The organism is Pseudomonas sp. LSJ-87 (assembly GCF_032971465.1).
In the GTDB taxonomy this organism is placed as follows: domain Bacteria; phylum Pseudomonadota; class Gammaproteobacteria; order Pseudomonadales; family Pseudomonadaceae; genus Aquipseudomonas; species Aquipseudomonas putida_Z.
This window is the reverse complement of the sequence record NZ_JAWJYQ010000067.1, coordinates 1-24,287: the sequence shown is the minus strand read 5'-3', so window position 1 is coordinate 24,287 and position 24,287 is coordinate 1. Positions and strand designations below refer to the sequence as shown.

General features: G+C 63.8%; 24 protein-coding genes and 1 rRNA gene. 10 read left to right on the top strand and 15 right to left on the bottom strand.

Annotated elements, in window-relative coordinates:
• The first annotated feature begins 78 nt into the window (after nucleotides 1–78).
• From RYH74_RS25250 to RYH74_RS25215, 8 genes are all read left to right on the top strand, one after another.
• Nucleotides 79–843 (top strand): FadR/GntR family transcriptional regulator, encoded by a 765-nt coding sequence (locus tag RYH74_RS25250; RefSeq protein WP_286100993.1) that lies wholly within the window; start codon nucleotides 79–81, stop codon nucleotides 841–843.
• A 90-nt stretch (nucleotides 844–933) separates the two neighbouring features.
• The gene (locus tag RYH74_RS25245) at nucleotides 934–2,136 is read left to right on the top strand and encodes an ABC transporter substrate-binding protein (RefSeq protein WP_286100992.1); all 1,203 of its coding nucleotides are present in this window, start codon (nucleotides 934–936) and stop codon (nucleotides 2,134–2,136) included.
• Between the two features lie 65 nt (nucleotides 2,137–2,201).
• Entirely contained in the window at nucleotides 2,202–3,062 is an 861-nt protein-coding gene (locus RYH74_RS25240; protein ID WP_039614952.1) for a branched-chain amino acid ABC transporter permease, read from the top strand.
• A 1-nt stretch (nucleotide 3,063) separates the two neighbouring features.
• Nucleotides 3,064–4,083, top strand: coding sequence for a branched-chain amino acid ABC transporter permease (locus RYH74_RS25235; RefSeq protein WP_317410506.1), 1,020 nt, complete (start codon nucleotides 3,064–3,066; stop codon nucleotides 4,081–4,083).
• Nucleotides 4,083–4,835 carry an ABC transporter ATP-binding protein gene (locus tag RYH74_RS25230; protein WP_317410504.1) on the top strand — a complete coding sequence of 251 codons (753 nt, stop codon included), beginning with the start codon at nucleotides 4,083–4,085 and terminating at the stop codon, nucleotides 4,833–4,835. Before RYH74_RS25235 ends, RYH74_RS25230 begins: the two co-directional genes overlap by 1 nt.
• Entirely contained in the window at nucleotides 4,835–5,530 is a 696-nt protein-coding gene (locus RYH74_RS25225) for an ABC transporter ATP-binding protein (protein ID WP_047934069.1), read from the top strand. Before RYH74_RS25230 ends, RYH74_RS25225 begins: the two co-directional genes overlap by 1 nt.
• Before the next feature lie 175 nt (nucleotides 5,531–5,705).
• Nucleotides 5,706–6,983, top strand: coding sequence for a Zn-dependent hydrolase (locus RYH74_RS25220; RefSeq protein WP_317410502.1), 1,278 nt, complete (start codon nucleotides 5,706–5,708; stop codon nucleotides 6,981–6,983).
• Nucleotide 6,984: 1 nt separating this feature from the next.
• A complete protein-coding gene (locus tag RYH74_RS25215; protein WP_317410501.1) occupies nucleotides 6,985–8,394 on the top strand; it encodes an amidase in 1,410 nt (469 codons plus the stop codon).
• Nucleotides 8,395–8,552: 158 nt separating this feature from the next.
• Here RYH74_RS25215 and thiO read toward each other — a convergent pair whose 3' ends face one another.
• The 5 genes from thiO to RYH74_RS25190 are packed head-to-tail and all read right to left on the bottom strand — an operon-like array spanning nucleotide 8,553 to nucleotide 11,380.
• Nucleotides 8,553–9,650, bottom strand: a complete 1,098-nt coding sequence (gene thiO / locus RYH74_RS25210; RefSeq protein ID WP_075043657.1) for a glycine oxidase ThiO — start codon at nucleotides 9,648–9,650, stop codon at nucleotides 8,553–8,555.
• Nucleotides 9,651–9,704: 54 nt separating this feature from the next.
• On the bottom strand, nucleotides 9,705–10,094 hold the full coding sequence (locus tag RYH74_RS25205; protein ID WP_317410499.1) for a type IV pilin protein: 390 nt from the start codon (nucleotides 10,092–10,094) through the stop codon (nucleotides 9,705–9,707).
• Between the two features lies 1 nt (nucleotide 10,095).
• Nucleotides 10,096–10,560 (bottom strand): hypothetical protein, encoded by a 465-nt coding sequence (locus RYH74_RS25200; RefSeq protein WP_085592508.1) that lies wholly within the window; start codon nucleotides 10,558–10,560, stop codon nucleotides 10,096–10,098.
• Nucleotides 10,557–11,201: a PilW family protein gene (locus RYH74_RS25195; protein WP_317410498.1), complete on the bottom strand. Its 645-nt coding sequence runs from the start codon at nucleotides 11,199–11,201 to the stop codon at nucleotides 10,557–10,559. The genes RYH74_RS25200 and RYH74_RS25195 overlap by 4 nt, the downstream gene beginning before the upstream one ends.
• Nucleotides 11,198–11,380, bottom strand: a complete 183-nt coding sequence (locus RYH74_RS25190; protein WP_317410497.1) for a prepilin-type N-terminal cleavage/methylation domain-containing protein — start codon at nucleotides 11,378–11,380, stop codon at nucleotides 11,198–11,200. The genes RYH74_RS25195 and RYH74_RS25190 overlap by 4 nt, the downstream gene beginning before the upstream one ends.
• 109 nt (nucleotides 11,381–11,489) lie before the next feature.
• Between RYH74_RS25190 and RYH74_RS25185 the strand changes: the two genes are divergently transcribed.
• Nucleotides 11,490–11,987 (top strand): GspH/FimT family pseudopilin, encoded by a 498-nt coding sequence (locus RYH74_RS25185; protein WP_075043653.1) that lies wholly within the window; start codon nucleotides 11,490–11,492, stop codon nucleotides 11,985–11,987.
• A 156-nt stretch (nucleotides 11,988–12,143) separates the two neighbouring features.
• Here the strand turns inward: RYH74_RS25185 and ispH are convergent, their stop codons facing one another.
• The 6 genes from ispH to murJ form a co-directional block, all read right to left on the bottom strand.
• The gene (ispH, locus tag RYH74_RS25180) at nucleotides 12,144–13,091 is read right to left on the bottom strand and encodes a 4-hydroxy-3-methylbut-2-enyl diphosphate reductase (protein WP_025337597.1); all 948 of its coding nucleotides are present in this window, start codon (nucleotides 13,089–13,091) and stop codon (nucleotides 12,144–12,146) included.
• 14 nt (nucleotides 13,092–13,105) lie between these two features.
• A complete protein-coding gene (gene fkpB / locus RYH74_RS25175; RefSeq protein ID WP_003258215.1) occupies nucleotides 13,106–13,543 on the bottom strand; it encodes an FKBP-type peptidyl-prolyl cis-trans isomerase in 438 nt (145 codons plus the stop codon).
• A complete protein-coding gene (gene lspA / locus RYH74_RS25170; RefSeq protein ID WP_025337596.1) occupies nucleotides 13,536–14,051 on the bottom strand; it encodes a signal peptidase II in 516 nt (171 codons plus the stop codon). The genes fkpB and lspA overlap by 8 nt, the downstream gene beginning before the upstream one ends.
• Nucleotides 14,044–16,875, bottom strand: coding sequence for an isoleucine--tRNA ligase (ileS, locus tag RYH74_RS25165; RefSeq protein ID WP_085592500.1), 2,832 nt, complete (start codon nucleotides 16,873–16,875; stop codon nucleotides 14,044–14,046). Before ileS ends, lspA begins: the two co-directional genes overlap by 8 nt.
• Complete coding sequence (ribF, locus tag RYH74_RS25160; RefSeq protein ID WP_025337594.1) at nucleotides 16,872–17,822, bottom strand: bifunctional riboflavin kinase/FAD synthetase; 951 nt, start codon at nucleotides 17,820–17,822, stop codon at nucleotides 16,872–16,874. Before ribF ends, ileS begins: the two co-directional genes overlap by 4 nt.
• Before the next feature lie 118 nt (nucleotides 17,823–17,940).
• Nucleotides 17,941–19,479 (bottom strand): murein biosynthesis integral membrane protein MurJ, encoded by a 1,539-nt coding sequence (murJ, locus tag RYH74_RS25155; RefSeq protein ID WP_075043650.1) that lies wholly within the window; start codon nucleotides 19,477–19,479, stop codon nucleotides 17,941–17,943.
• Nucleotides 19,480–19,729: 250 nt separating this feature from the next.
• Between murJ and rpsT the strand changes: the two genes are divergently transcribed.
• Nucleotides 19,730–20,008: a 30S ribosomal protein S20 gene (gene rpsT / locus RYH74_RS25150; RefSeq protein WP_003247625.1), complete on the top strand. Its 279-nt coding sequence runs from the start codon at nucleotides 19,730–19,732 to the stop codon at nucleotides 20,006–20,008.
• Nucleotides 20,009–20,252: 244 nt separating this feature from the next.
• On the opposite strand, the gene RYH74_RS25145 is transcribed toward rpsT, so the two are convergent.
• The 4 genes from RYH74_RS25145 to rrf all read right to left on the bottom strand — a co-directional run bounded on the left by RYH74_RS25145 (nucleotide 20,253) and on the right by rrf (nucleotide 24,187).
• Nucleotides 20,253–22,553: a PqiB family protein gene (locus tag RYH74_RS25145; RefSeq protein WP_085706423.1), complete on the bottom strand. Its 2,301-nt coding sequence runs from the start codon at nucleotides 22,551–22,553 to the stop codon at nucleotides 20,253–20,255.
• Nucleotides 22,546–23,169 carry a paraquat-inducible protein A gene (locus tag RYH74_RS25140; RefSeq protein ID WP_015268842.1) on the bottom strand — a complete coding sequence of 208 codons (624 nt, stop codon included), beginning with the start codon at nucleotides 23,167–23,169 and terminating at the stop codon, nucleotides 22,546–22,548. Before RYH74_RS25140 ends, RYH74_RS25145 begins: the two co-directional genes overlap by 8 nt.
• A complete protein-coding gene (locus RYH74_RS25135; RefSeq protein WP_013970746.1) occupies nucleotides 23,156–23,815 on the bottom strand; it encodes a paraquat-inducible protein A in 660 nt (219 codons plus the stop codon). The genes RYH74_RS25140 and RYH74_RS25135 overlap by 14 nt, the downstream gene beginning before the upstream one ends.
• Before the next feature lie 256 nt (nucleotides 23,816–24,071).
• Nucleotides 24,072–24,187 (bottom strand): 5S ribosomal RNA (rrf, locus tag RYH74_RS25130).
• Nucleotides 24,188–24,287 lie beyond the last annotated feature (100 nt).

Below are 24,287 nucleotides of genomic sequence, written 5' to 3'. Positions count from 1 at the left end.
CCCCCGCCGCCAGCATTGACCCACCCCGGCAAAACTCGCTAAATCCTATTTATCCGCATAAATATGAAAAATAGCGAAATGCTCAAACCCAAACGCAAGCGCCAGAAGCTGTCCGATGTGATCGTCGAATCGGTCAAGCGCTCGATCGTCACCGAAGCGCTGCACCCCGGCGACCGCCTGCCCACCGAGCGTGAGTTGATGGAGCATTTCGAGTGCTCCAAGGGAACCGCCCGCGAAGCGCTCAAGGCCCTGGAGGTCGAGGGCCTGGTCAGCACCCGCACAGGCCCGAGCGGCGGCGCCTACCTCAATGAAGTCGGCACCGAACCTGCCAGCCGCGCGCTGCGCAACTACCTGCACTTCCAGCACCTGGACGGCGAACAGGTGTACCAGTTGCGCAAGGTCATCGAGGTGGAGCTGGCGGTATCGGTAATGGGCAAGCTGAGCGAAGCCGACTACGCCGCGCTGCAGGCCAACATCGACTTCTGCAGCGCCCCGGAAGACAGCGAGGATGGCCAGCGCGAACAGCGCCTGGCGGAGCTGGAATTCCACACCCTGCTGGCCGACCGCTGCCCCAACCCGTTGCTGCGTTTCATGGCGGTGTTCCTCAACGACCTGCTGCGCGACCTGGTGGTGCTGAAAAAGGCCTACCTGCCCAAGCGCCAGCAGTTCGCCGCTGCCAACATCGCCTACCACAAGCAATTGCTGACCGCCCTGCGCGCCAGCGACGAGCCCGCCGTACGCCGGCTGATGCACGAACACATGTGCGACGCCGAACACCACATGACCGCGCTGGAAGGCGAGGTTGCCCGCAACTTCCTGCTGGAGTTCGAACACCACCACTGATCCGCCTGGAAAGAGGCCTGCACACAGGCCCGGCCGTACCCGCTTTGTCATTGCCACTCCTGCCTAATAACCACAACCAAGGAGTTACTCATGCAAAGACGTACCCTGCTCAAGGCAGGCCTTGCCCTGGGTGCCTTAGGTAGCCTCCCCCTGGGGGCGCACCGGGCATTCGCCGACCAACCATTGACCTTCTATGGGCTCAAATCCATGTCTGGCGCCTTCGCCAGCTACGGCAAGTACGCCGACATGGGCTCACGCCTGGCCATCGCCGAATACCCGCAACTGCTCGGCCACCCGCTCAAGTACAAGGTCATCGACACCGAAGGCAACGCCGGCAAGGCGGTGCGCAAGGTGCAGGAAGCCATCGGCCAGGATGGCGCCCGCTTCTTCCAGGGCTGCACCCTGTCGTCCTCGGCACTGGCGGTGTCGAAGGAAATCCACAAGGCCGGCGGCGTGTTCATGACCCCGGTCGGCGCTGACGAAATCACCGGCAAGGACTGCAATGCCTCGACCTTCCGCTGGTCGGTGCCCACCTACGGCGCCATCCGCGAAACGCTGGTGCCGATGATCCACCAGCTGCCACAGGCCAAGCGCTGGTACACCATCACCCCGCAATACGTGTTCGGCGATGCCCTGCTGGACAACGCCCGCAAGGTGTTCGCCGAGCTCGGTGTGGAACACATCGGCAACAGCTACCACTCGCTGCAGGAGCAGGAGTTTTCCGGCTACCTGACCAACGCCATCGCCGCCAAGCCCGACGTGCTGGTGCTGCTCAACTTCGGCAGCCAGGCGTCCAATGCCCTGCGCCAGGCAGTGAACTTCGGCATCAAGGAGCGCATGAAAGTGCTGATTGTGTGGTCCGCCGGCCTCGACCAGTTCCAGGAGCTGGGCAGCGACGTGCTCGAAGGCGTGTACCTGGGCGCGCAGTACTGGCACCAGGTCGATACCCCACTGAACAAGCAGCTGGTCGCTGCCACCCGCAAGGCCTATGGCATCAACCCCAACTACCCGCTGGCGGCCGACTACATCGGCACCAAGGTCATGCTCGAAGCCATCATCAAGGCCGGCAGCCTGGATGGCGCCGCCGTGTCCGCGGCATTGCAGGGCATGCGCTTCCAGGGCCCGACCGGCGAAGAACTGATCCGCCCGGGTGACCACCAGGTGCTCAAGGATTACTACCTGCTGCGCGGCAAGCCCCAGGGGCAGATGCGCGACGAGGACGACCTGGCCGAAGTCATCAGCTCGGGCCGCTCGTTCGTCGAAGTCGACCACACCGGTTGCGCCCTGGCCTGAAGCCGCGGCGTCAGTCACAAACACTCGTACAGGCAGCCGCACCGCGCGCTGTCGAGGGCACGCTCATGCTCGATTTGTACCTGTTCCAACTGCTCAACGGCCTGGGCCTGGGGATGATCTACTTCCTCATCGCCGTGGGCCTGACGATCATTTTCGGCCTGCTCAACTTCGTCAACTTCGCCCACGGCGCGTTCTTCTTGCTGGGCGCCTACCTGTGCTACACCGCCGTGGCCATTACTGGCAACTTCTGGCTGGCCCTGCTGATCGCACCGCTGGTGGTGGCGGCGCTGGCCTGGGCGGTCGAGCGTCTGCTGATCAAACGCATCTACCACCTGCCGCACACCTTCCAGATCCTCGTCACCCTCGGTATTGCGCTGATCATCCAGGAAGCCTCGGTACTGATCTGGGGCCCGGTGGGCAAGAACATCGCCGTGCCGCCGGAGCTGCGCGGGGTGCTGATCGTCGGTGACTTCATCTACCCCTACTACCGGCTGTTCCTGATCGGTTTCGCCGCGCTGATCGGCCTTGGCCTGTGGCTGCTGCTGGAGCGCACCCGCTTCGGCGCCCTGGTGCGGGCCGGCAGCGAAAGCACCGAAACCGTATCGCTGCTGGGCACCAACATCTTCCGCCTGTTCTCCCTGACCTTCGCCCTGGGCGTGGGCCTGGCCGGCGTGGCGGGCGTGCTGTTCGCACCGCTGCGTGGCGCCCAGCCCTTCGTCGGCCCGGAAATCCTCGGCATCGCCTTCGTGGTGGTGGTGATCGGCGGCATGGGCTCGTTCGGCGGCGCCCTGGTCGGCGGCCTGCTGGTGGGTGTGGTGCAAAGCATGATGACCAGCCTCTGGCCGCAAGGCGCCAGCCTGATGATCTACGGCGCCATGGCCGCAGTGATCCTGGTCCGTCCCTATGGCCTGTTCGGGAGAGCCTGAGATGAGCGAGAAAAACCCATTGCCAGTCGCCAAGGGCGGCGCCCCGGCCCTGCTGTTGCTGGTGGTCGCCAGCCTGGTGGCGCTGCCGCTGCTGCTGCCATCGGCCACCCTGGCCACCGAGATCCTGATCTTTGCCCTGGCGGCGCTGGCCTGCAACCTGCTGCTCGGCTACACCGGCCTGCTGTCGTTCGGCCAGGGCATCTTCTTTGGCGTAGGCGCCTATGGCGCGGCGCTGCTGATGATCCACCTGCAGTGGGGCATGTTCGCCGCGCTGCTGGGCGCAGCCGTGTTCGGTGCCTTCCTGGCGCTGCTGGTAGGCGCCCTGGCGATCCGCCGCACGGGTATCTACTTCGTCATGCTGACCCTGGCCTTCAGCCAGATGGCCTACTTCCTGGCCTACACCCTCAGCGGCTGGACCGGCGGTGACAACGGCCTGCTCGATGTGCCCCGGCCCAACATCGAAATTGCCGGCCATTTGCTGGTCGACCTGGCCGACCCACGGCACTTCTATGTGTTCGTCGCGGTGCTGTTCCTGCTGATCTTTGCCGGCGCCCTGCGGGTGATCCGCTCGCCATTCGGCAGCACCCTGCTGGCCATCCGCGAAAACGAGACCCGCGCCGCAGCCATCGGCTACGACACCCGCCACTTCAAGATCCTGGTGTTCATGCTGTCGGGCGCCATCACCGGTATCGCCGGGGCGCTGTACGCCATGCTGCTGCACTTTGCGCCGCTGTCGAACATCGACCTGATGATGAGCGAGAACATCCTGATCATGACCATCGTCGGTGGCACCGGCTCGCTGTTCGGCTCGCTGCTGGGGGCCGGCGCCATCGTGCTGCTGGGCGATGTGCTGTCGGAGCTGTGGCCGCGCTGGCTGATGCTGCTGGGGGTGATCCTGATCCTGGTGGTGGTGTTCATGCGTGGCGGGCTGTGGGGCGGCCTGGCCGAACTGGGCAAGCGCCTGCTGGCTAACCGCAATGCCAATGACAAACCCCAGGCCAAGACCAAGGAGACTCTGTGATGAGCGACTACCTCCTGGAAACCCGCCTGCTGGAGCTGGCCTACGGGCCGTTCAAGGCGGTTGCGGGTGTCGACCTCAAGGTTCGCGCCGGCTCCATCCACACCATCATCGGCCCCAACGGCGCCGGCAAGACCAGCCTGTTCCACTGCCTGACCGGCGAGCGCCAGGCCACCGCGGGCAAGATCCTGTTCAACGGCCAGGACATCATCCGCAAGCCGTCCCACGGGCGCGTGGCGCTGGGCATGGCCCGTTCGTTCCAGCTCACCAGCCTGTTCCAGAACCTGTCGGTGCGCGAGAACCTGCGCCTTGCCGCCCAGGGCCGCGATGGCCTGGGTGCGTTGAACTTCTGGCGCAGCGTCGAGCACAAGCGCAGCCACTGGGACACCGCCGACCAGGTGCTGGAGCGCCTGAAGCTTGCCGCCCGCGCCGAGACCCTGGCCGGCGAGCTGTCGCACGGCCAGCAACGGGTGCTGGAGGTGGGCATGTCGATCTGCGCCAAACCCACCCTGCTGATGCTCGACGAACCCACTTCGGGCATGGGCATCGACGACATCCCGGTGATGACCGACTTGATCAGCGACCTCGGCCGCGACCACACCGTGCTGCTGATCGAGCACAACATGAGCATCGTCATGTCGATCAGCCAGCGCATCACGGTGATGAGCCACGGCCAGATCCTGGTCGAGGGTACCCCTGAACAGGTGCGCAACGACGAGCGTGTCCGCACCGCCTACCTTGGAGAGGCCGCCTGATGCTCAACGTCGATTCGATCCATTCCTACTACGACAAGAGCCATGTGCTCGAAGGCGTCTCGCTCAAGGTCGAGGCTGGCGAACTGGTGACCCTGCTGGGGCGCAACGGCGCCGGCAAGACCACCACCCTGCGCAGCATCCTCGGCATCGTCCGCCCACGGCAGGGGCAGATCAGCTTCAACGGCCAGCAGCTGGTCGGCCGCGAAATCTTCGATATCGCCCGGCTCGGCATTGCCCTGGTGCCAGAGCACCGCGGCATCTTTCGCCAGCTCAGCGTGGAGGAGAACCTGAGGATTGCCGTTCGCAAGGACAGCCGCTGGCAGCTGGAGGACGTGTACAGCATGTTCCCGCGGCTGAAGGAACGGCGCCGCAACGGCGGTTTCGCCCTGTCCGGCGGCGAGCAGCAGATGCTGGCCATCGCCCGCGCCCTGCTCAACGGCCCCAAGCTGCTGATCCTCGACGAGCCCACCGAAGGCCTGGCCCCGGTGATCGTCGACGAACTGGTGAGGATTCTGCGGCGGATCAAGGACGAAGGCCTTTCGATCCTGCTGGTGGAACAGAACCTGATGGTCTGCGACGCCCTCGCTGACCGCCACTACGTGCTGGAACAGGGCCGCGTCGCCTACCAAGGCAGTGCGGCGCAGTTCCGCGAGGATCCGAGCATCAAGAACCGCTACCTGGCCCTTAGCGCCTGATACAGGCCTCGTTTACCTGTACTGGCCTCTTCGCGGGTAAACCCGCTCCCACAGTGAACGCGTCCTCCTGGTGGTAGGGGCCCGCAGACCTGAAGGCAGTGATGTCCCTGTGGGAGCGGGTTCACCCGCGAAGAGGCCAGTACAAGCAACCCAGTCATTTCAGGAGAGATGAACCATGAACACCCGCATCGATCCCTCGCAGCACCTGCTCGACCAAGGCCCGCTGGTCAACCGCGATCGCCTCTGGCAATCGCTGATGGACCTGGCCCGGCTCGGCGCCACCGCCAAGGGTGGCGTATGCCGCCTGGCCCTGACCGACCTCGACCGCCAGGCCCGCGACCTGTTCGTGCGCTGGTGCGAAGACGCCGGCTGCACGGTCAGCATCGACGCCATCGGCAACATCTTCGCCCGCCGCCCGGGGCGCAACCCGGCCCTGCCACCAGTGATGACCGGCAGCCACATCGACACCCAACCCACCGGCGGCAAGTTCGACGGCTGCTACGGGGTCATGGCCGGCCTCGAGGTACTGCGCACCCTGAACGACCTGGACCTGACCACCGAGGCCCCGCTGGAAGTGGTGGTATGGACCAACGAGGAAGGCTCGCGCTTCCCGCCGTGCATGATGGGCTCGGGGGTGTTCGCCGGTAAGTTCGGCCTGCAGGAGACCCTGGCCAAGGTCGACGACCAGGGCCTATCGGTAGGCGCGGAACTCCAGCGCATCGGTTACGCCGGCCCGCGCGCGCCCACCGGGCATGCCGTCGGCGCTTACTTCGAAGCCCATATCGAACAAGGCCCGGTGCTGGAAGACCAGCGCACCACCATTGGCGTGGTCCAGGGCTGCCTGGGGCAGAAATGGTTCGACCTGGTACTGACCGGCGTCGAGGCCCATGCCGGCCCGACCCCGATGCACCTGCGCAAGGATGCCCTGGTCGGTGCCGCCGAGGTGGTGGCTGCGGTCAACCGCGTGGCCCACGCCCACCAGCCGCATGCCTGCGGCACCGTCGGCTGCCTGAACCTGCACCCGGGCTCGCGCAATGTCATCCCCGGCCAGGTGCAGATGACCATCGACCTGCGCCACCTCGACCCCAAGCACCTCGCCGCCATGGTCAGCGAAGTACGCGCGGCCATTGAAACCAGCACGGCAAGACACGGGTTGAGTTTCGAGCTGACGCCAACCGCCGACTTCCCGCCGCTGTACTTCGCCGAGCAGTGCGTGGACGCCGTGCGCCAAGGCGCGCGGGAGCTGGGCCTGAGCCACATGGATATCGTCAGCGGCGCCGGCCACGACGCGATCTTCCTCGCCGAACTGGGCCCGGCCGGGATGATCTTCGTGCCTTGCGAGGGCGGCATCAGCCACAACGAAATCGAAAATGCCGCGCCACAGGACCTGGCCGATGGCTGCGACGTGCTGCTGCGCGCCATGTTCCAGGCCGCCAACCCAGGAGCCCGTTGAGATGACCCAGAAAACCGCGATTGGCGAGTTCACCGCCGTCGAACTGCTCGAGTTGTACCAGCGCCGCCAACTGTCACCGGTCGAGGTGATCGACGATGTGCTGGCGCGCATCGACCTGCACAACCCGGCGGTCAACGCCTATTGCCATGTCGACGGCGAAGGTGCCCGCGCCGCCGCCCGCGCCAGCGAACAGCGCTGGCAGCGTGGCGAGCCCTGCGGCCGGCTGGATGGCGTACCCGCCTCGATCAAGGACCTGACCCTGACCCGGGGCATGCCCACACGCAAGGGCTCGCGCACTACCTCGGGCGCAGGCCCGTGGGAAGTCGATGCGCCCTTCACGGCCTTCATGCGCGAAGCCGGCGCTGTGTTGGTGGGCAAGACCACCACGCCGGAGTTCGGTTGGAAGGGGGTGACCGACAACCCGCTGTACGGCATCACCCGCAACCCCTGGGATACCCGGCTGACCGCCGGCGGCTCGTCCGGTGGCGCCGCGGCGGCAGCCGCGCTGAACCTGGGCGTGCTGCACCAGGGCAGCGATGCCGGCGGCTCTATTCGCATCCCTTGCGCCTTTACCGGCACCTTCGGCATCAAGCCGACCTTCGGCTACGTACCGCAATGGCCGGCCAGTGCCATGACCGTGCTGTCGCACCTGGGGCCGATGACGCGCACCGTCGGCGATTCGGTACTGATGCTCGACTGCGTCGCCCGCCCCGATGCCCGTGACGGGTTGGCCGGCGCACCCAGGCAGGCGCCGTGGCTGGGCCAGGAACAGGACCTGAGCGGCCTGCGCATCGGCTACAGTGCCAACTTCGGTTACGTGCAGGTCGACCAGCAGGTCCAGGCACTGGTGGCCCAGGCCGTGCAGCGCCTGGCACGGCTGGGCGCACAGGTTGAGGAAGTCGACCCAGGGTTCGGTGACCCGCTGGAGACGTTCAATACCCTGTGGTTTGCCGGGGCGGCGCGGTTGGCCAGTGCGTTCAGCGATGAACAGCGAGCGCTGCTTGACCCAGGGCTGCGCTGGATTGCAGAACAGGGAGCGCGAATCAGTCTGGGCGAATACACCCAGGCCCTGGAGGCACGGGCAGAGTTGATCGCGAAGATGAATGCCTTCCACCAGCGTCATGACGTGCTGGTATCGCCGATGCTACCGCTGGTGGCATTCGAGGCCGGGCACAATGTGCCGCCGGGGTCGGGGATGACGCAGTGGATGGAATGGACGCCGTTCAGCTATCCCTTCAACCTGACCCAACAGCCGGCGGCTTCGGTGCCCTGCGGGTTCACCCGCGAGGGGTTGCCGGTGGGGCTGCAGGTGGTGGCCGGGCGCTTTGCCGATGAGCAGGTGTTGCGGGTGTGCAAGGTCTATGAGCAGCATTACCCTAGCCGGCACTTGCAGGCACCGATTACCGGTTGAGTACTCTATTGGACCCGCCGGCTGAAATATTTGTTGGCCTTGCTGGCCTCATCGCCGGCAAGCCGGCTCCCACAGGTAAAGCACAGGTCCCGAGGCTGTAGGTGGACCTGTGGGAGCTGGCTTGCCGGCGAAAGGGCCGCAAAGCGGCCCCGGCAATCTCAGCTCAAACGTCCGGCTGGCGCATACGGCGCCGGGTCAATGATCGGCTCTGCCCCGGTCAACAGGTCGGTAAACAGCTGGCACGAAGCCGGCGCCAGCACCAGCCCGTTGCGGTAATGCCCGCAGTTCAACCACAGCCCCGCATGCCCCGGCACCGGCCCGATGTACGGAATACCTTCCGGCGATCCCGGCCGCAGCCCGGCCCAATGCGCCACCACCGTGGCCCCCTCTAGCTCAGGCAGCAACTCCACCGCCGAGGCCTTCAGGCTCTCCAACGCCTCCTCGGTCGGGGTCTTGTCGTACCCGGCATGTTCCAGCGTGCTACCCACCAGAATATGCCCATCCCGCCGAGGGATCGCATAGCGCCCCTTGGCCAACACCATGCTCGGCAGGAAGTCTTCGGCACATTTGAACAAAATCATCTGGCCCTTCACCGGCTCCACCGGCAATTCCAGGCCGAGCGTACGCAGCAGGTCGCCACTCCAGGCGCCGGCACTGAGCACCACCTCATCCGCCGCCAGCACGCCGTCTGCCGTCTGCACACCGGTCACGCGACCGCCTTGCTCGGCGAAGCCGGTAATCTGGCAGTGCTCACGCAAGGTCACGTTGGGCAACGCCAGCAACGCCGCCTTGAGCGACTTCACCAGGCGAGGGTTGCGCACGTTGGCCACGCCGGCCATGTAGATGGCACGCTTGAAGCCCGGGCCCAACACCGGCACCGCGTCATAGGCCGCCGAAATATCCACGGCACTCAGCGGTCGCTGCTCACGCTCGGCCCAGGCCAGCGCTTCGGCCTCGTCGTCCAGGTCAAGCCAGTACAGGCCGGTGGTGTGCACTTCGGGGTCGACGCCGGTGCTGGCGAACAAGCGCTCGCCCAGCTGTGGATAAAAGTCTTGTGACCAGTGTGCCAAGGCGGTCACGGCCGGGCTGTAGCGCCACGGGTACAGCGGCGAAACGATGCCACCGCCGGCCCAGGACGACTCGCGGCCGACTTCACCCTGATCACACACCACCACCTGCCCGACCTTCGCCGCCAGGTTGAATGCCGTCAGCAGGCCGATCACCCCGCCACCGACCACCACTACTTGCTTGCTCATCTGTCGATCCAACACCTGAAGTAAATCCGCGATGCACCGGGCATCATTCAACCTTCAGCTTCCCCAGCAGTGCACGCTGTCTTCGACGGCACCCGGATTGCGCTGCACGCCGGCCTGGTCGAGCTGGAAATCGCCACAGCGGTCCTGCGCCATCAGCCCACTCGGCAGCCGCCGGGCGCGCAGCGTGAAGGTGTCGCTGTCGCGCTGGGCCTGCAGGCTGTAATAGCGGGTACCGTCGGGCAAGGCCGGGTCGCCCTCGGCGTATTGGCCAGTGCATACGCGGTGGCGCTCCAGGCGCAGGGCGGCATCATGCAGCAGGCCAACCACTTCGCTGCGCGCGGCTCGCCGTAGCTGGTCGCTGTAACTGGGGTAGGCAATGGCTGCCAGAATGCCGGTCACGGCCAGCACAATCAACAACTCGATCAGGCTCAAGCCTTGCTGCATGTCAGTCTCCTCGCAATCTCTGGCGCCAGGCAATGCGCCGGGTCGTGTCCTCGCCCATGGCATAGACCGCTTCCAGCACATGCCGTGACTGGGTTTGCAGGCTGACGGCGGTGACGCGGTACAGGGTGACCTGCTGCCCTTCCGGCATATGCGCCGCGTGTTCGCTGGTACCCAGATTCTGCAAATGGAAATAGCCGGTTGGCGTGCGCTGCCACTGCCCGCTCAGGTCATGCGGTCGAGCGGGTGGCGGGCACGCCTCGCAAGGGTCGGGGGGAGCCCGCTCGAGCTCGCCTGCCCCTGCCAGCAGCGTGGCCTCGGCCTGCTCCAGCGCCAGCAGGCCTTCGCTCAGATAGCCGGTCATCTGCGTTTGCGCCAGCGCATCTCGCAGGGCCGACGCCGCAAGCAGCCCCAGCAGCATGCTCAGGACCAAGGCCAACAACAGGACAATGCCACGCTGACGACTCATGAGGCCGGCACCGGGTTGCGGATTGCGACGCTCAGTTCATGGTGCTGTTCAAGTTCGAGCGTGGGTTCGTAAAGCGTCAGGGCAATATCCACCCCCTCACCCTGTGCCATTTGCACACGCTGCAAACGCATTGACCGCACATTTTCAACCAGCGGCTGGAAATTGCTGTTGTTGCGTTTGAATCTCAGCGTATTGCCCTCGAGTTGGTAGACATATCTGCTGATGGGGTGAACCTGTGGGTAGCCCTCCTTCAACTCATCGTCCACAGACACTTTGCTAGTACAGTCCGTGTGCAGGAACCACTGCGGCCCACCGGCTTGCCCAGGTAACTCCGCCACGACCAGGCTAAGGGTGGATGCTTCGACTTCCATCGGCCGGGCGAATGCGTGCTCTGCGCTCGAACTGCCGAAGTGCTTTGGCTGCAGTCGCAAGCAGCCGAACATCCCGGTCATGCGGATATCCTGGGCCATTCGCAGCAATGCCAGGCGAGCTTCATCCTGCATGCGTACTGCCGTGCTGTGCAGCCGCCAGGTATGGTGGGCCGAGGTAAATAGCTGGCTGGCCGCCGCCAACAGCAGCAACCCGATGGTCAGCGCCAGCATCAGCTCAAGCAAGCCGAAACCACGCTGGACGCGGCTCATGGCCGCCCCCTTTCATGCTCGCTGTGAGCCGCCATTGCCGCCTTCCCATCGCGACGCGCATCCTCCGCAGCCTGCAATGCCTGCAGTTGCAGGCCTGCCGCTGCGAACATACCCACGGCCACCACACCCACCGCCAACAACACTTCCAGAAGCGTCATGCCCTGTTGTCTTGCGTGCATCCCTGCACCTCCTGCGACTTTTCCTGCAAATGCATTGAACCCGGGCGACTGGACCGCCGGTCCAACGACCGTGAAGCTACAGCCAAGCACTTCCAGGGAGGAATGCACGGTGAAGCAACGAGGTGTAACACTGATACAAATGTTGTCGGCCCTGGCGGTGGCCGTATTGCTGACACAGCTCGGCATGCCGGCCTACGCCAGATTGAGCGACGACCTACACAGGGCGGCAGCTGCGCGAGACCTGGCGCAGGCGCTGCGCAGTGCGCGCAGCCATGCCATGTTGCAAAGCCAGCCGGTGCTGGTGCAGGCGTTGGACGGTAACTGGGGGAATGGTTGGCAGGTGATGCTGGAGCATAACGGGCAGGTGCTGCGCGAGCAGCGTCTTTCACGGCCGCTGAAGATCACGAGCAATCGCGGCGAGCAGCTGAAATTCAGTGCGCAGGGTGTTCCGCTTGGGGCCAACGGTAATTGGTTAGGTTCAACGATGGAGATTTGCGAGCGCTTGACCGCAACTAGCCAGTATCAAGTGGTGATGGCATCGACTGGCAGGGTCAGGGTAGATATGGGAGAGCCAAAAAAATCCCGATGCAAAGACACCTCCAGCTAGCATACGTGGTCGTTGTGGGAGCGGCCTTGTGTCGCGAAAGGGCTGCAAAGCAGCCCCGGGATTTCAGCGTTGGCGCTGATATTGCCGGGGCCGCTTTGCGGCCCTTTCGCGACACAAGGCCGCTCCCACATAAAACAGCATCAGGTGGGGGCCGTTTCAGATCAGCGACCGAACCCGCAGCTCCTTGGGCATGGAGAAGGTGATGTTCTCTTCCCGCCCATCCAGCTCTTCAGCACCGCTGGCGCCCCAGGCCTTGAGCTGCTCGATCACACCACGCACCAGTACTTCGGGGGCCGAAGCACCGGCGGTGATGCCGACCCGCGCCGTCTGCTCGAACCAGCCACGCTGCAGGTCCTCGGCACCGTCGATCAGGTAGGCCGGGGTGCCCATGCGCTCGGCCAGCTCGCGCAGGCGGTTGGAGTTGGAGCTGTTCGGGCTGCCGACCACCAGTACCACGTCGCACTCGTCCGCCAGTTGCTTGACCGCGTCCTGGCGGTTCTGGGTGGCGTAGCAGATGTCGTCCTTGCGCGGGCCGCCAATGTTCGGGAAGCGCGCACGCAGGGCGTCGATGACGCGGCTGGTGTCGTCCATCGACAGCGTGGTCTGGGTGACGAACGCCAGGTGGTCCGGGTCCTTCACCTGCAGGTTGGCAACATCCTCCTCGTCTTCGACGAGGTAGATGGCGCCACCGTTGCTGGCGTCGTACTGGCCCATGGTGCCTTCGACTTCCGGGTGCCCTTCGTGGCCGATGAGGATGCACTCACGGCCGTCGCGGCTGTACTTGGCCACTTCGATGTGCACCTTGGTCACCAGCGGGCAGGTGGCATCGAACACTTTCAGGCCACGGCCAGCGGCTTCCTGGCGCACGGCCTGGGAAACACCGTGGGCACTGAAGATGACGATGACATCGTCCGGTACCTGGTCCAGCTCTTCGACGAAGATGGCGCCGCGGTTACGCAGGTCTTCCACCACGAACTTGTTGTGCACCACTTCGTGACGCACATAGATCGGCGGGCCGAAGACTTCCAGCGCGCGGTTGACGATCTCGATCGCCCGGTCGACCCCCGCGCAGAAGCCGCGAGGGTTGGCGAGTTTGATTTGCATGCTCGGCTCCAGGCTTACAGGGCCTTCACCTCGAGGATCTCCACCTCGAAGGTCAGGGTCTTGCCAGCCAATGGGTGATTGAAGTCGATGGTCACCTGGTCGTCATCGAACGCTTTGACCACACCCGGCAGCTCGGTGTTGGCGGCGTCGTTGAAGATGATCAACAGCCCTTCGGACAACTCCATGCCCTCGAACTGAGACCGCGGCATGACTTGCACGTTCTGCGGGTTGGGCTGGCCGAAGGCGTTCTCCGGGGCCACCACGACGGTACGCTTGTCACCGCCCTTGAAGCCGAACAGCGCGTTCTCGAAACCCGGCAGCAGGTTGCCATCGCCAACCTTGAAGGTGGCCGGGGCCTTGTCGAACGTGCTGTCGACGGTGTCGCCGTTTTCCAGGTGCAGCGCGAAGTGCAGGGTGACTTCGGTGTTCTGGCCGATACGGGTGTCAGTCATGGACCGGATCCTCGGACTTCTTGCTCTTGAACATATCCAGCGCCAGCATCACCGCACCAACGGTAATGGCGCTGTCGGCCAGGTTGAAGGCCGGGAAGTAATGGCGGTTCTGCCAGTGCACCAGGATGAAGTCGACCACATGGCCGAGCACGACGCGGTCGTACAGGTTGCCGATCGCGCCACCCAGCACCAGCGCCAGCGCCACGGCCAGCCAGGTCTCGTTGCGCCCCAGGCGCTTGAGCCACACCACCAGCACGGCACTGACCACCACGGCGATCAGGGCGAACAGCCAGCGCTGCCAGCCGGAGCTTTCCGCCAGGAAGCTGAACGCCGCGCCAGTGTTGTAGGCCAGGGTCCAGCTGAAGTAGTCAGGGATGACGACAACCTGCTGGTACATGGTCAGGGCATTGTTGAAATACAGCTTGGTGGCCTGGTCGAGGACCAGTACCACCAGGCTCAGCCAAAGCCATGCAAGGCGCCCGAAGCGCCCCGCTGCAGGGTTAGGCATAGTGGCGCACCTCGCCGGAACCGCTCAGGTTGTCGACGCAACGGCCGCAGATTTCCGGGTGCTCCGGGTGGCTGCCGACGTCGGCGCGGAAGTGCCAGCAACGGCCGCACTTGGCGTGGCCGGACTTGACCACTTGCAGCTTGAGGCCTTCGACTTCGGTGGCCACGGCTTCGGCTGGCGCCTGCACGAACGGCACCACGCTGGCAGCCGAGGTGATCAGCACGAAGCGCAGTTCGTCGCCCAGCTTGCCCAGGTCGGCGCTCAGGCCTTCGTCGGCGTACAGGGTGACTTCAGCCTGCAGGTTGCCGCCGATGACCTTGGCGGTACGCTGGTTTTCCAGCTCCTTGTTGACCGATGCCTTGACGGCCATCACGCGGTCCCAGTAGGCGCGGTCCAGTTCGGTGCCTTCCGGCAGTTCGCTCAGGCCCTGGTACCAGCCGTTGAGCATTACCGACTCGTTGCGCTCGCCTGGCAGGTACTGCCAGATTTCGTCGGCGGTGAACGCCAGGATCGGCGCGATCCAGCGCACCAGCGCCTCGCTGATGTGGTACAGCGCGGTCTGGCAGGAACGGCGGGCGACACTGTTGGCGCCGGTGGTGTACTGGCGGTCCTTGATGATGTCGAGGTAGAAGCCACCCAGCTCCTGCACGCAGAAGTTGTGCACCTTGGAGTAGACGTTCCAGAAACGGTACTCGCTGTAGTGCTCTTCCAGCTCGCGTTGCAGCAGCAGGGTGCGGTCTACGGCCCAGCGGTCCAGCGCCAGCATGTCTTCCGGGGCCAGCAGGTCGCGGGCCGGGTCGAAGCCGGACAGGTTGGACAGCAGGAAGCGTGCAGTGTTGCGGATACGGCGGTAGGCGTCGGCGCTGCGCTGCAGGATCTGCTCGGAAACGGCCATTTCACCGGAATAGTCGGTAGCGGCAACCCACAGGCGCAGGATATCGGCACCCAAGGTGTTGTTGACCTTCTCCGGCTCGATGGTGTTGCCCAGCGACTTGGACATCTTGCGGCCGTTCTCGTCCACGGTGAAGCCGTGGGTCAGCAGCTCGCGGTACGGCGCGTGGCCGTCGATGGCGCAACCGGTCAGCAAGGACGAGTGGAACCAGCCGCGGTGCTGGTCGGAACCTTCCAGGTACAGGTCGGCACGCGGGCCGGTGGCGTGGCCAATGTCATGCGAGCCACGCAGCACGTGCCAGTGGGTGGTACCCGAGTCGAACCATACGTCGAGGGTGTCGGTGATCTTGTCGTACTGCTCGGCTTCAGCACCCAGCAGTTCGGCGGCGTCCAGCTTGAACCAGGCCTCGATGCCTTCCTGTTCGACGCGCTTGGCCACTGCTTCCATCAGCTCGACGGTGCGTGGGTGCAGCTCGCCGGTCTGCTTGTGCAGGAAGAACGGGATCGGCACGCCCCAGTTGCGCTGACGCGAGATGCACCAGTCCGGGCGGTTGGCGATCATCGAATGCAGGCGCGCCTGGCCCCAGGCCGGCACGAACTTGGTGTCCTCGATGGCTTTCAGTGCACGCTCGCGCAGCGGCTCGCCGGTGGTCGGCTGCTTGTCCATACCCACGAACCACTGCGCGGTGGCGCGGTAGATCAGCGGGGTCTTGTGGCGCCAGCAGTGCATGTAGCTGTGGCTGATGGTTTCGGTGTGCATCAGCGCACCGACTTCGCTCAGCTTCTCGACGATGGCCGGGTTGGCCTTCCAGATGAACTGGCCGCCGAAGAATGGCAGCGAGTCGACGTACACGCCGTTGCTCTGCACCGGGGTGAGGATGTCGTCGTTGACCATGCCGTAGCGCTTGCAGGTGACGAAGTCGTCTTCACCGTAGGCTGGCGAGGAGTGCACCACGCCGGTACCGGCGCCCAGTTCGACGTAGTCGGCCAGGTAGACTGGCGACAGGCGGTCGTAGAACGGGTGGCGGAAGTTGATCAGTTCCAGCGCCGAACCCTGGGCGGTGGCGATGACCGAGCCTTCCAGGCTGTAGCGCTTGAGGCACGACTCCACCAGCTCTTCGGCCAGTACCAGCAGGCGCTCGCCGGTGTCGACCAGGGCGTACTTGAACTCCGGGTGGATGTTCAGTGCCTGGTTGGCCGGGATGGTCCACGGAGTGGTGGTCCAGATCACGATGGCGGCCGGCTTGGCCAGCGAAGCCAGGCCGAAGGCAGCAGCCAGCTTGGCCTCGTCGGCAACAGGGAAGGCAACGTCGATGGTCTGCGATTTCTTGTCGGCGTATTCGACTTCGGCCTCGGCCAGGGCCGAACCGCAATCGAAGCACCAGTTCACCGGCTTAAGGCCCTTGAACACGAAGCCTTGCTTGACCATCTCGGCCAGGGCGCGGATTTCGCCGGCCTCGTTGGCAAAGTTCATGGTCTTGTACGGGTTGTCCCAGTCACCCAGCACGCCCAGGCGGATGAACTCGGTCTTCTGCCCTTCGATCTGCTCGGCGGCGTACTCGCGGCACAGCTCGCGGGTGCGGTCGGCGGACAGATGCTTGCCGTGGGTGACCTCGACCTTGTGCTCGATCGGCAGGCCATGGCAGTCCCAGCCCGGCACATACGGCGCATCGAAGCCGGACAGCGTCTTGGAACGGACGATCATGTCCTTGAGGATCTTGTTCAGCGCATGACCGATGTGAATCTTGCCGTTGGCATAGGGCGGGCCGTCGTGCAGGACGAACTTGGGACGATCCTTGCCAATTTCGCGCAGCTTCTGGTACAGGCCAATGCTGTCCCAGCGCTGCAGGATCTGCGGTTCGCGCTGAGGCAGGCCGGCCTTCATGGGGAAGGCGGTGTCCGGAAGGTTAAGCGTGGCTTTGTAGTCGGTCATTTCAGGCTCTTCGTTAACGGTTGAGCGTGCCAATGTGCACGTGCGGCGGCGATATCCGCATCGATCGCCGACTTCAGCGCCTCCAGGGAGGCGAATCGCTGCTCTTCACGCAGCTTGTGGTGGAACTCCACCGTCAGGCGCCGGCCGTAAAGGTCGCCGGCATAGTCCAGCAGATGAATTTCCAGGTGCGGGCGCCCGTCACCGGCAACGGTGGGGCGCACGCCGATATTGCCGACACCCGGCCAGGCCTTGCCGTCGATTTCGATGCTGGCCAGGTAGACCCCGGACAGCGGCACGCGGCGGCGCTTGAGCTGGATGTTGGCGGTAGGTGTGCCGAGCTGGCGGGCCAGCTTCTGGCCATGCAACACGCGGCCGCTGATGCGGTACGGGCGGCCCAACAGGTGCTCGGCCAGCTCGAAGTTGCCTTCGGACAGGGCCTTGCGCACTTCGGTGCTGCTGACCCGCAGGCCGTCCTGGATCACCGTGTTGGCAGCCTCGACGGTGAAGCCGTACTGCTTGCCGGCCTCGACCAGGAAGGCGAAGTCGCCGGCGCGGTCGCAGCCGAAGCGGAAGTCATCGCCCACTTCGAGGTGGCGTACACCCAGGCCGTCGACCAGGATGGCCTTGACGAAGGCATCGGCACTGAGCTTGCTCAGGCGCTGGTTGAATGCCAGGCACAGCACCCGGTCGATACCCTCGGCCGCCAGCAGCTCGATCTTGTCGCGCAGGCGGGCCAGGCGGGCCGGCGCGGTGTCGGGGGCGAAGTACTCGCGTGGTTGCGGTTCGAAGATCACCACGCAGGTCGGCAGGCCCAAGGCCTGGCCGCGCTCGCGCAGGCGCGCCAGGATCGCCTGGTGGCCGCGGTGAACCCCGTCGAAGTTGCCAATGGTGGCGACACAGCCCCGGTGCTCGGGGCGCAGGTTGTGAAGACCTCGAACCAGCTGCATAACGCGCTTCTTGCTCATAAAGTGGCCGATTATAACCACACCCGGGCGCTGGTGACAGGCAGCAGCGCCCAAGGGCGGCGTGGAATGCGAAAAACCGACGCCTGACCCGCCCGATGCCTTAGTGCAAGGCCTTGCGGGCGAAATGCCGAGGCCGGAAGCCGCACAGGTACAGGCAGCCGAAATAGGTCACGATGCCCGCCAGTACCAGAGCCGCCAGGCGCACCAGGCGCTCGAGCATGTTGCCCTGCTCCCAGGCCGGCAGGTAATGCATGCCGGCCAGCAACACCGCCGACATCAGCCCCACTGCCAGCACCAGCTTGAGCAGGAACATCGCCCAGCCTGGCTGCGGCTGGAACAGCTGCTGGCTGCGCAGCTTCCAGAACAGCAGGCCGGCGTTCAGGCAGGCCCCCAGGCTGATCGCCAGGGCCAGGCCGGCATGCGCGAGCGGGCCGATCAGGGCCAGGTTGAACAGCTGGGTGCAGACCAGGGTGAATACCGCGATCTTCACCGGTGTACGGATATTCTGCTGCGCATAGAAGCCCGGTGCCAGTACCTTGACCAGAATGATCGCCAGCAAGCCCACGGAATAGGCGATCAGCGCCTTCTGGGTCATGGCTGCGTCGACGGCAGTGAACTTGCCGTACTGGAACAGCGCCACGGTCAGTGGCTCGGCGAGGATGGCCAGGGCCAGGGTGCATGGCAGCACCAGCAGGAAGCACAGGCGCAGGCCCCAGTCGAGGATCCGCGAGTATTCCTCGCGGTCCTTGTTGGCGTAAGTCTTGGCCAGCGTCGGTAGCAATATGGTGCCCAGGGCCACCCCTAGCACGCCGGAAGGCAGCTCCATGAGGCGGTCGGCGTAATACATCCACGACACCGAACCGGCCACCAGGAAGGAGGCGAAGATGGTGTTGATGATCAGCGAGATCTGGCTCACCGACACCCCGAGGATCGCCGGCAGCATCTGCTTGAGCACCCGCCACACGCCAGCATCACGCAGGTTCAGGCGTGGCAGCACGAGCATGCCGATCTTCTTCAGCGCTGGCAGCTGGTACAGCAACTGCGCCAGGCCGCCCGCCAGCACGCCCCAGGCCAGGGCCATGATCGGCGGGTCGAAATACGGCGTGAGCAGCGCGGCGAAGGCAATCATCGCCACGTTCAGCAAGGTCGGGGTAAAGGCCGGTACCGAGAAACGGTTCCAGGTATTGAGGATCGCCCCGGCCAGGGACGACAGCGAGATCAGCAATATATAAGGAAAAGTCACCCGTAACAGGGCAGTGGTCAGCTCGTATTTTTCGGCGCTGTCGACAAAACCTGGTGCGGTCGCCCACACCACCCACGGCGCCGCCAGGATGCCGATGGCGGTCACCAGCGCCAGAACCAGGGTCAGCAGGCCACTGACATAGGCGACGAAGGTGCGGGTCGCCTCCTCGCCTTGCTGGGTCTTGTATTCGGCCAGGATTGGCACGAAGGCTTGGGAAAAAGCGCCCTCGGCGAAGATGCGCCGCAGCAGGTTGGGCAGCTTGAAGGCGATGAAGAAAGCATCGGTGGCGATGCCGGCACCGAAAACACGCGCCAGGATGGTGTCGCGGACAAAGCCCAGCACCCGCGAAATCATGGTGATCGAGCTTACCGCAGCCAGGGATTTGAGCAGGTTCATCGAAAAGATTCACGCCAAGGGCAGAGGACGCTGCCAGACAGCGTCCGAATGTGCGATACTCCCGCGCCTTCGCAGGGGAGCCAAAAATTCCCGAGTTTACAGGTCGCGCAGCAGAAAGGAATATTTCCCTCTTGTTGGCGCACCGCTCGGCGGAACCTTGCAGGTGGCCTTGACATCCGTTCGACTGATCGGCATGATTCGCGGCCTATTTTGTTTGCTATTTACCTAAAGTCTTTCGAGGAGCTCGACGGTGGCCAACACACCTTCCGCCAAGAAACGTGCAAAACAGGCTGAGAAGCGTCGCAGCCACAACGCCAGCCTGCGTTCCATGGTCCGCACCTACATCAAGAATGTAGTCAAGGCCATCGACGCAAAAGACGCCGAAAAAGCGCAAGCCGCTTACGTTCTGGCTGTGCCTGTAATCGACCGTATGGCCGACAAGGGCATCATCCACAAGAACAAGGCTGCTCGTCACAAAGGCCGTCTGAATGGCCACATCAAGGCGCTGAAAGAAGCTGCAGCTGCCTAAGCGACGTGCTAGTCGAAAAACCGACCCTAGGGTCGGTTTTTTGTTGCCTGCGATTTGTGTTTGCGCCCCCTCGGTGGGAGCGGCCTTCTGTGGGAGCGGCCTTGTGTCGCGAAAGGGTCGCAAAGCGGCCCCCGGCAATTTCAGCATCTGCGCTGAGATAAGGGGGCCGCTGCGCGCCCCTTTCGCGACACAAGGCCGCTCCCACACAAAAAAGCAGGGCCATGTTTGGTAGCCCTGCCATATGTTACTTGGCGATCTGAATCTTCGGCGCCCACTGCAGCCATTCATCCTCGGCCTTGTCGAACAAGGCGAACGTCTGCTGCGGCCGTGCCGGGTTGCCCATCTGCTCGCCATCCGGCGTGGCAAAGGCGATACCGCCGTCGATCATGGTCTCCACCGACTCGGTACGCACCGTAACCCCCTTGACCAGCCCCCAGTCGAAACCGAAGCCGCTGCTGTTCCAGAAGCGGCTACCGCTGCGCACCAAGGCCGCATAGCGCGGTTCGATCAGGATATGGATCAACACGCGGTCAGCGCTCTGGCCCAGCTCGAAGCCCGTCACCTTGCCCACCGCAACCTCACGGTAGGTCACCGGCACGCCCGGCTTGATCGAGCCACGGCGCGGGGCGCTCAGCGTCAACGGCAGGCCGACTTCAGGCCCTGCCACCTGCGGGGCGTCGGCCAAGGCGATGAAATCGCGCTGTGGGCCACGGTCCTTGGCAGCCGGCTGCACTTCCAGGTACTGCCCACCCACCAGGGTGTCGAGGTTCTGCGTGCGCACCAGGCCAAAGGCCGGCTTGACCACCCAGAACTGCGTACCGACGCGAGCGATACGGTCCGCTGCTTCGGTAATGCGCGCCCGCAGCAACACCGCCTGCAAGTCATCGGTCAGGTCGACGCTCTCGACGCTACCCACATCCAGGCCGCGGAAGCGTATCGCCGTGCCAGGCTTGAGGCCGTCGGCACGGTCCACACGAATGGTGATCAACGTACCCGCGCGGTTGACCGCCTCTTGGCTGTCATGCAGGCGGAAGCGTGGAATGTGGCGTTTGAGCGGCACATCAGGCCGTGGCGTATCGAACGCGATACCACCAGCCATCAGGGTCTGCAGTGATTCACTCTTGATCTTGATGCCCGACAGGCCGCCTGTCAGGGTGATGCCACTGACATTCCAGAAGCGCGACGAACCGTTGACCAGCTTTTCGTATTCCTTCTCGATATGCACACCGATCAGGATGCGATTGCTGTTGCGGGCGAACTGGTAGCTTTGCACGCTACCCACCTTCACTTGGCGGTACATGACCGGGCTACCGACTTCCAGCGAACCCAGGGTGTCGGCGAACAGCACCATGTGCAGGCCTGGTGCCTTGAGGTCGAGCGGCGGTGCCTTGGCGCGGGCTTCGAACTCACGCTCTGGCCGCGCCCCCTTCTCACCAGGGCGAATGGCGATGTAGTTACCCTTGACCAGCGCCTCCAGGCCGGTGATACCCGCCAGGGAAATCGATGGTTTTACCACCCAGAACTGCGTGCCCTCGACCAGATAATCCTCGGCCAACGGGTCCAGCGTAAGCTCGGCCGATGCACTGGCCAGGTTGTCTGCCATTGTCAGGGCTTTGAGCGAGCCCACCTGTATGCCCTTGTACATGACCGGTGTACGGCCCGCCTGCAGGCCCTCGTAATCGCTCAATTTCACCTTTACCCGGATACCGGCCTGGGCCGCATCGAAGTCCTCATACAGACGGAACGGCAGGTTCGAGTCGGTAGGTGGGCTGTCCTTGCGGTGTTCCGGCGTGGCAAAGGCGATACCACCGGCAACAATGCTCGACAGCGATTCGCTACGCACTTTCACGCCCGAGAGCGAGGCATCGATGCTGACGCCGCTGGCATTCCAGAAACGCGTGTGCTTGCGCACCAGGCTGGCATAGGCCGGCTCGATGAAGACCTTGATCTCGACGGTGCTCTGGTCCTCGGACAGGCGATAGCTTTTGACCCGGCCAACCTGGATCTGCTTGTAGAACACCGGGCTGTCACGGTTGAGTGACCCCAGCCGCTCGGCCTTGAGGGTAAGGTGCAGGCCCGGCTCGGTGTCCGAAAGCGGCGGTGCCACCTTCAAGGCGGTAAAACGCTTGGTGCGCTCCCCCTCCCCCGGGCTGACGGCGATGTAGTTGCCTGACACCAGTGTTTCAAGACCGGAAATACCTGCCAGGCTGACGCTCGGCTTCACCAGCCAGAAACGCGTACCTTTGGTCAGATGAGGCTCGGCAGCCTTGTTCATCTCGATGGTGGCGATCACCCCCTGGTTATCACCCTTGGCGTCGAGCACCAGGCTTTTGACCTTGCCAACCGGCATGCCCTTGTAGATCACCTCGGTCTTGTTGGCGACGATACCCTCGCCCGACTCGAAGCGGACTTCAATTTCCACACCGGCATCACGGTAAGCCTGCCACGCAAGCCAGCCACCGATCATCAAGGCGATCAAAGGCAGGATCCATATGGCCGACCAGTTCGAGGCTGGGCGGGTTTTAGCCGTTGGCAGGTCACTCATGGTCGTCATCCGACTCCGTGTTATCCCAAATCAGTCGGGGATCGAAAGTTAAAGCGGCAAGCATTGTCAGGATTACCACAGTTGCAAAGGCGACAGCGCCCAGGTTAGCTTCGACACTGGCTATTCGGCCGAAATTCACCACCGCCACCAGGATGGCGATGACGAAGATATCGAGCATGGACCAGCGCCCAATGAATTCGATGAAGCGGTACATCAATATCCGTTGCCGTGCCGAAAGCGGCTGCCGGCGCTGAACGGAGTACAACAGCAAGCCGATGCCCACCAGCTTGAACGTGGGCACCAGGATACTGGCAATGAACACCACGGCAGCAATAGGCACCATGCCATGCTTGAGCAAGGTGATGACGCCGGACATGATCGTGTCGGGGCTGCCTTGGCCCAGGGTGCTCACGGTCATGATCGGCAGCATGTTGGCCGGGATGTACAGGATCGACGCGGCAATCAGCAGCGCCCAGGTGCGCGCGATGCTGTTCGGCCGACGGGCATGCACGATGGCACCGCAGCGTGTACAAGTTTGTGAAGTGCTGTCTGGCTGTTGCCTGTTCAGCTCGTGACACTCATTGCAGACAAGAATGCCTGCATCAATCGCCCGCATGCAGGTCCTCCCCTGATAGCGCACTCCAGATCTGGTGCGGTGACATCACCACCTCGAGCCACACCTGGATCAATAACAGGCTGATGAAGCAGAACAGCCCCAGGCCTACGGTCAGTTCGGCCAGGTCCACCAGCTTGACGATGGCCACCAGCACGCCCATGAAATAGACCTCGAGCATGCCCCAGTCACGCAAGTGGTGATAGATGCGGTAGAACAGCAGGCCGAAACTACGCCCCACGTTCAGGCGGATGCTCAGGAGCACGACCAGCTGACAGAGCAGTTTTGCCAGAGGGATGGCCATGCTGCACAGGAACACCACTACGGCCACGCCGCGCATTTCCGAGTTGTACAGGCCCAGCACGCCGCTCCAGACGGTATCGTCCGATGTCTGGCCAAGCAGGTGCAGCTGCATGATCGGCAGGAAATTGGCAGGCACAAACAGCAGCAAGGCGGTGAGTACGAGGGCCAGGCTGCGGTTGACCACATTGTGCCGATGGGCGTAGAGCTCGTAGCCGCAGCGCGGGCATTGGGCCTTCTCATCATGCTGGAGCACGGGCTTGCGCAGCAGCAGGTCGCATTCATGACAGGCGACAAGCTCGTCCAGCGGCAACTGGGCCAAGGTTTCAGGTTCGACAGGATTGGGCATATAGCGCTTCTGAATAGGTGCGTGGGCCTATTCTAGTGTTCTGGCTCGAATTGTGGGAGGCAACATAACAGCGGGCCTGCGCGACCTTTGTAGGAGCGGGCGCGCCCGCGAACACCGGCGAAGCCGGTGCCATACACCGCGTCGTCTGTTTCGCGGGCGCGCCCGCTCCCACAGGGACTGCGTATGCCTGGGAATTTTTGCACCACAAAGACAAAACCCCTACCTGCATGCGCAGATAGGGGTTTTGCGAAATGAATCTTGACGATGACCTACTCTCACATGGGGAAACCCCACACTACCATCGGCGATGCATCGTTTCACTGCTGAGTTCGGGATGGGATCAGGTGGTTCCAATGCTCTATGGTCGTCAAGAAATTCTGTTGCCAGAATGTCCAGATGGACAGCCCAGCGAATTCGGATATGTGAATTTGTGGTCTTACGAACTTTCGGTTATTTCGTCTTCACCACCACA

Coding starts and splice junctions, on each gene's coding strand:
- thiO (WP_075043657.1), bottom strand. CDS start 9,650: ATGAGCAAGCAAGTAGTGGTGGTCGGTGGCGGGGTGATCGGCCTGCTG.
- murJ (WP_075043650.1), bottom strand. CDS start 19,479: ATGAACCTGCTCAAATCCCTGGCTGCGGTAAGCTCGATCACCATGATT.
- RYH74_RS25240 (WP_039614952.1), top strand. CDS start 2,202: ATGCTCGATTTGTACCTGTTCCAACTGCTCAACGGCCTGGGCCTGGGG.
- RYH74_RS25195 (WP_317410498.1), bottom strand. CDS start 11,201: ATGAGCCGCGTCCAGCGTGGTTTCGGCTTGCTTGAGCTGATGCTGGCG.
- RYH74_RS25225 (WP_047934069.1), top strand. CDS start 4,835: ATGCTCAACGTCGATTCGATCCATTCCTACTACGACAAGAGCCATGTG.
- ileS (WP_085592500.1), bottom strand. CDS start 16,875: ATGACCGACTACAAAGCCACGCTTAACCTTCCGGACACCGCCTTCCCC.
- RYH74_RS25135 (WP_013970746.1), bottom strand. CDS start 23,815: ATGCCCAATCCTGTCGAACCTGAAACCTTGGCCCAGTTGCCGCTGGAC.
- RYH74_RS25230 (WP_317410504.1), top strand. CDS start 4,083: ATGAGCGACTACCTCCTGGAAACCCGCCTGCTGGAGCTGGCCTACGGG.
- fkpB (WP_003258215.1), bottom strand. CDS start 13,543: ATGACTGACACCCGTATCGGCCAGAACACCGAAGTCACCCTGCACTTC.
- RYH74_RS25250 (WP_286100993.1), top strand. CDS start 79: ATGCTCAAACCCAAACGCAAGCGCCAGAAGCTGTCCGATGTGATCGTC.
- RYH74_RS25220 (WP_317410502.1), top strand. CDS start 5,706: ATGAACACCCGCATCGATCCCTCGCAGCACCTGCTCGACCAAGGCCCG.
- RYH74_RS25145 (WP_085706423.1), bottom strand. CDS start 22,553: ATGAGTGACCTGCCAACGGCTAAAACCCGCCCAGCCTCGAACTGGTCG.
- RYH74_RS25190 (WP_317410497.1), bottom strand. CDS start 11,380: ATGCACGCAAGACAACAGGGCATGACGCTTCTGGAAGTGTTGTTGGCG.
- RYH74_RS25200 (WP_085592508.1), bottom strand. CDS start 10,560: ATGAGTCGTCAGCGTGGCATTGTCCTGTTGTTGGCCTTGGTCCTGAGC.
- RYH74_RS25140 (WP_015268842.1), bottom strand. CDS start 23,169: ATGCGGGCGATTGATGCAGGCATTCTTGTCTGCAATGAGTGTCACGAG.
- RYH74_RS25245 (WP_286100992.1), top strand. CDS start 934: ATGCAAAGACGTACCCTGCTCAAGGCAGGCCTTGCCCTGGGTGCCTTA.
- RYH74_RS25205 (WP_317410499.1), bottom strand. CDS start 10,094: ATGCAGCAAGGCTTGAGCCTGATCGAGTTGTTGATTGTGCTGGCCGTG.
- ispH (WP_025337597.1), bottom strand. CDS start 13,091: ATGCAAATCAAACTCGCCAACCCTCGCGGCTTCTGCGCGGGGGTCGAC.
- lspA (WP_025337596.1), bottom strand. CDS start 14,051: ATGCCTAACCCTGCAGCGGGGCGCTTCGGGCGCCTTGCATGGCTTTGG.
- RYH74_RS25215 (WP_317410501.1), top strand. CDS start 6,985: ATGACCCAGAAAACCGCGATTGGCGAGTTCACCGCCGTCGAACTGCTC.
- ribF (WP_025337594.1), bottom strand. CDS start 17,822: ATGCAGCTGGTTCGAGGTCTTCACAACCTGCGCCCCGAGCACCGGGGC.
- RYH74_RS25235 (WP_317410506.1), top strand. CDS start 3,064: ATGAGCGAGAAAAACCCATTGCCAGTCGCCAAGGGCGGCGCCCCGGCC.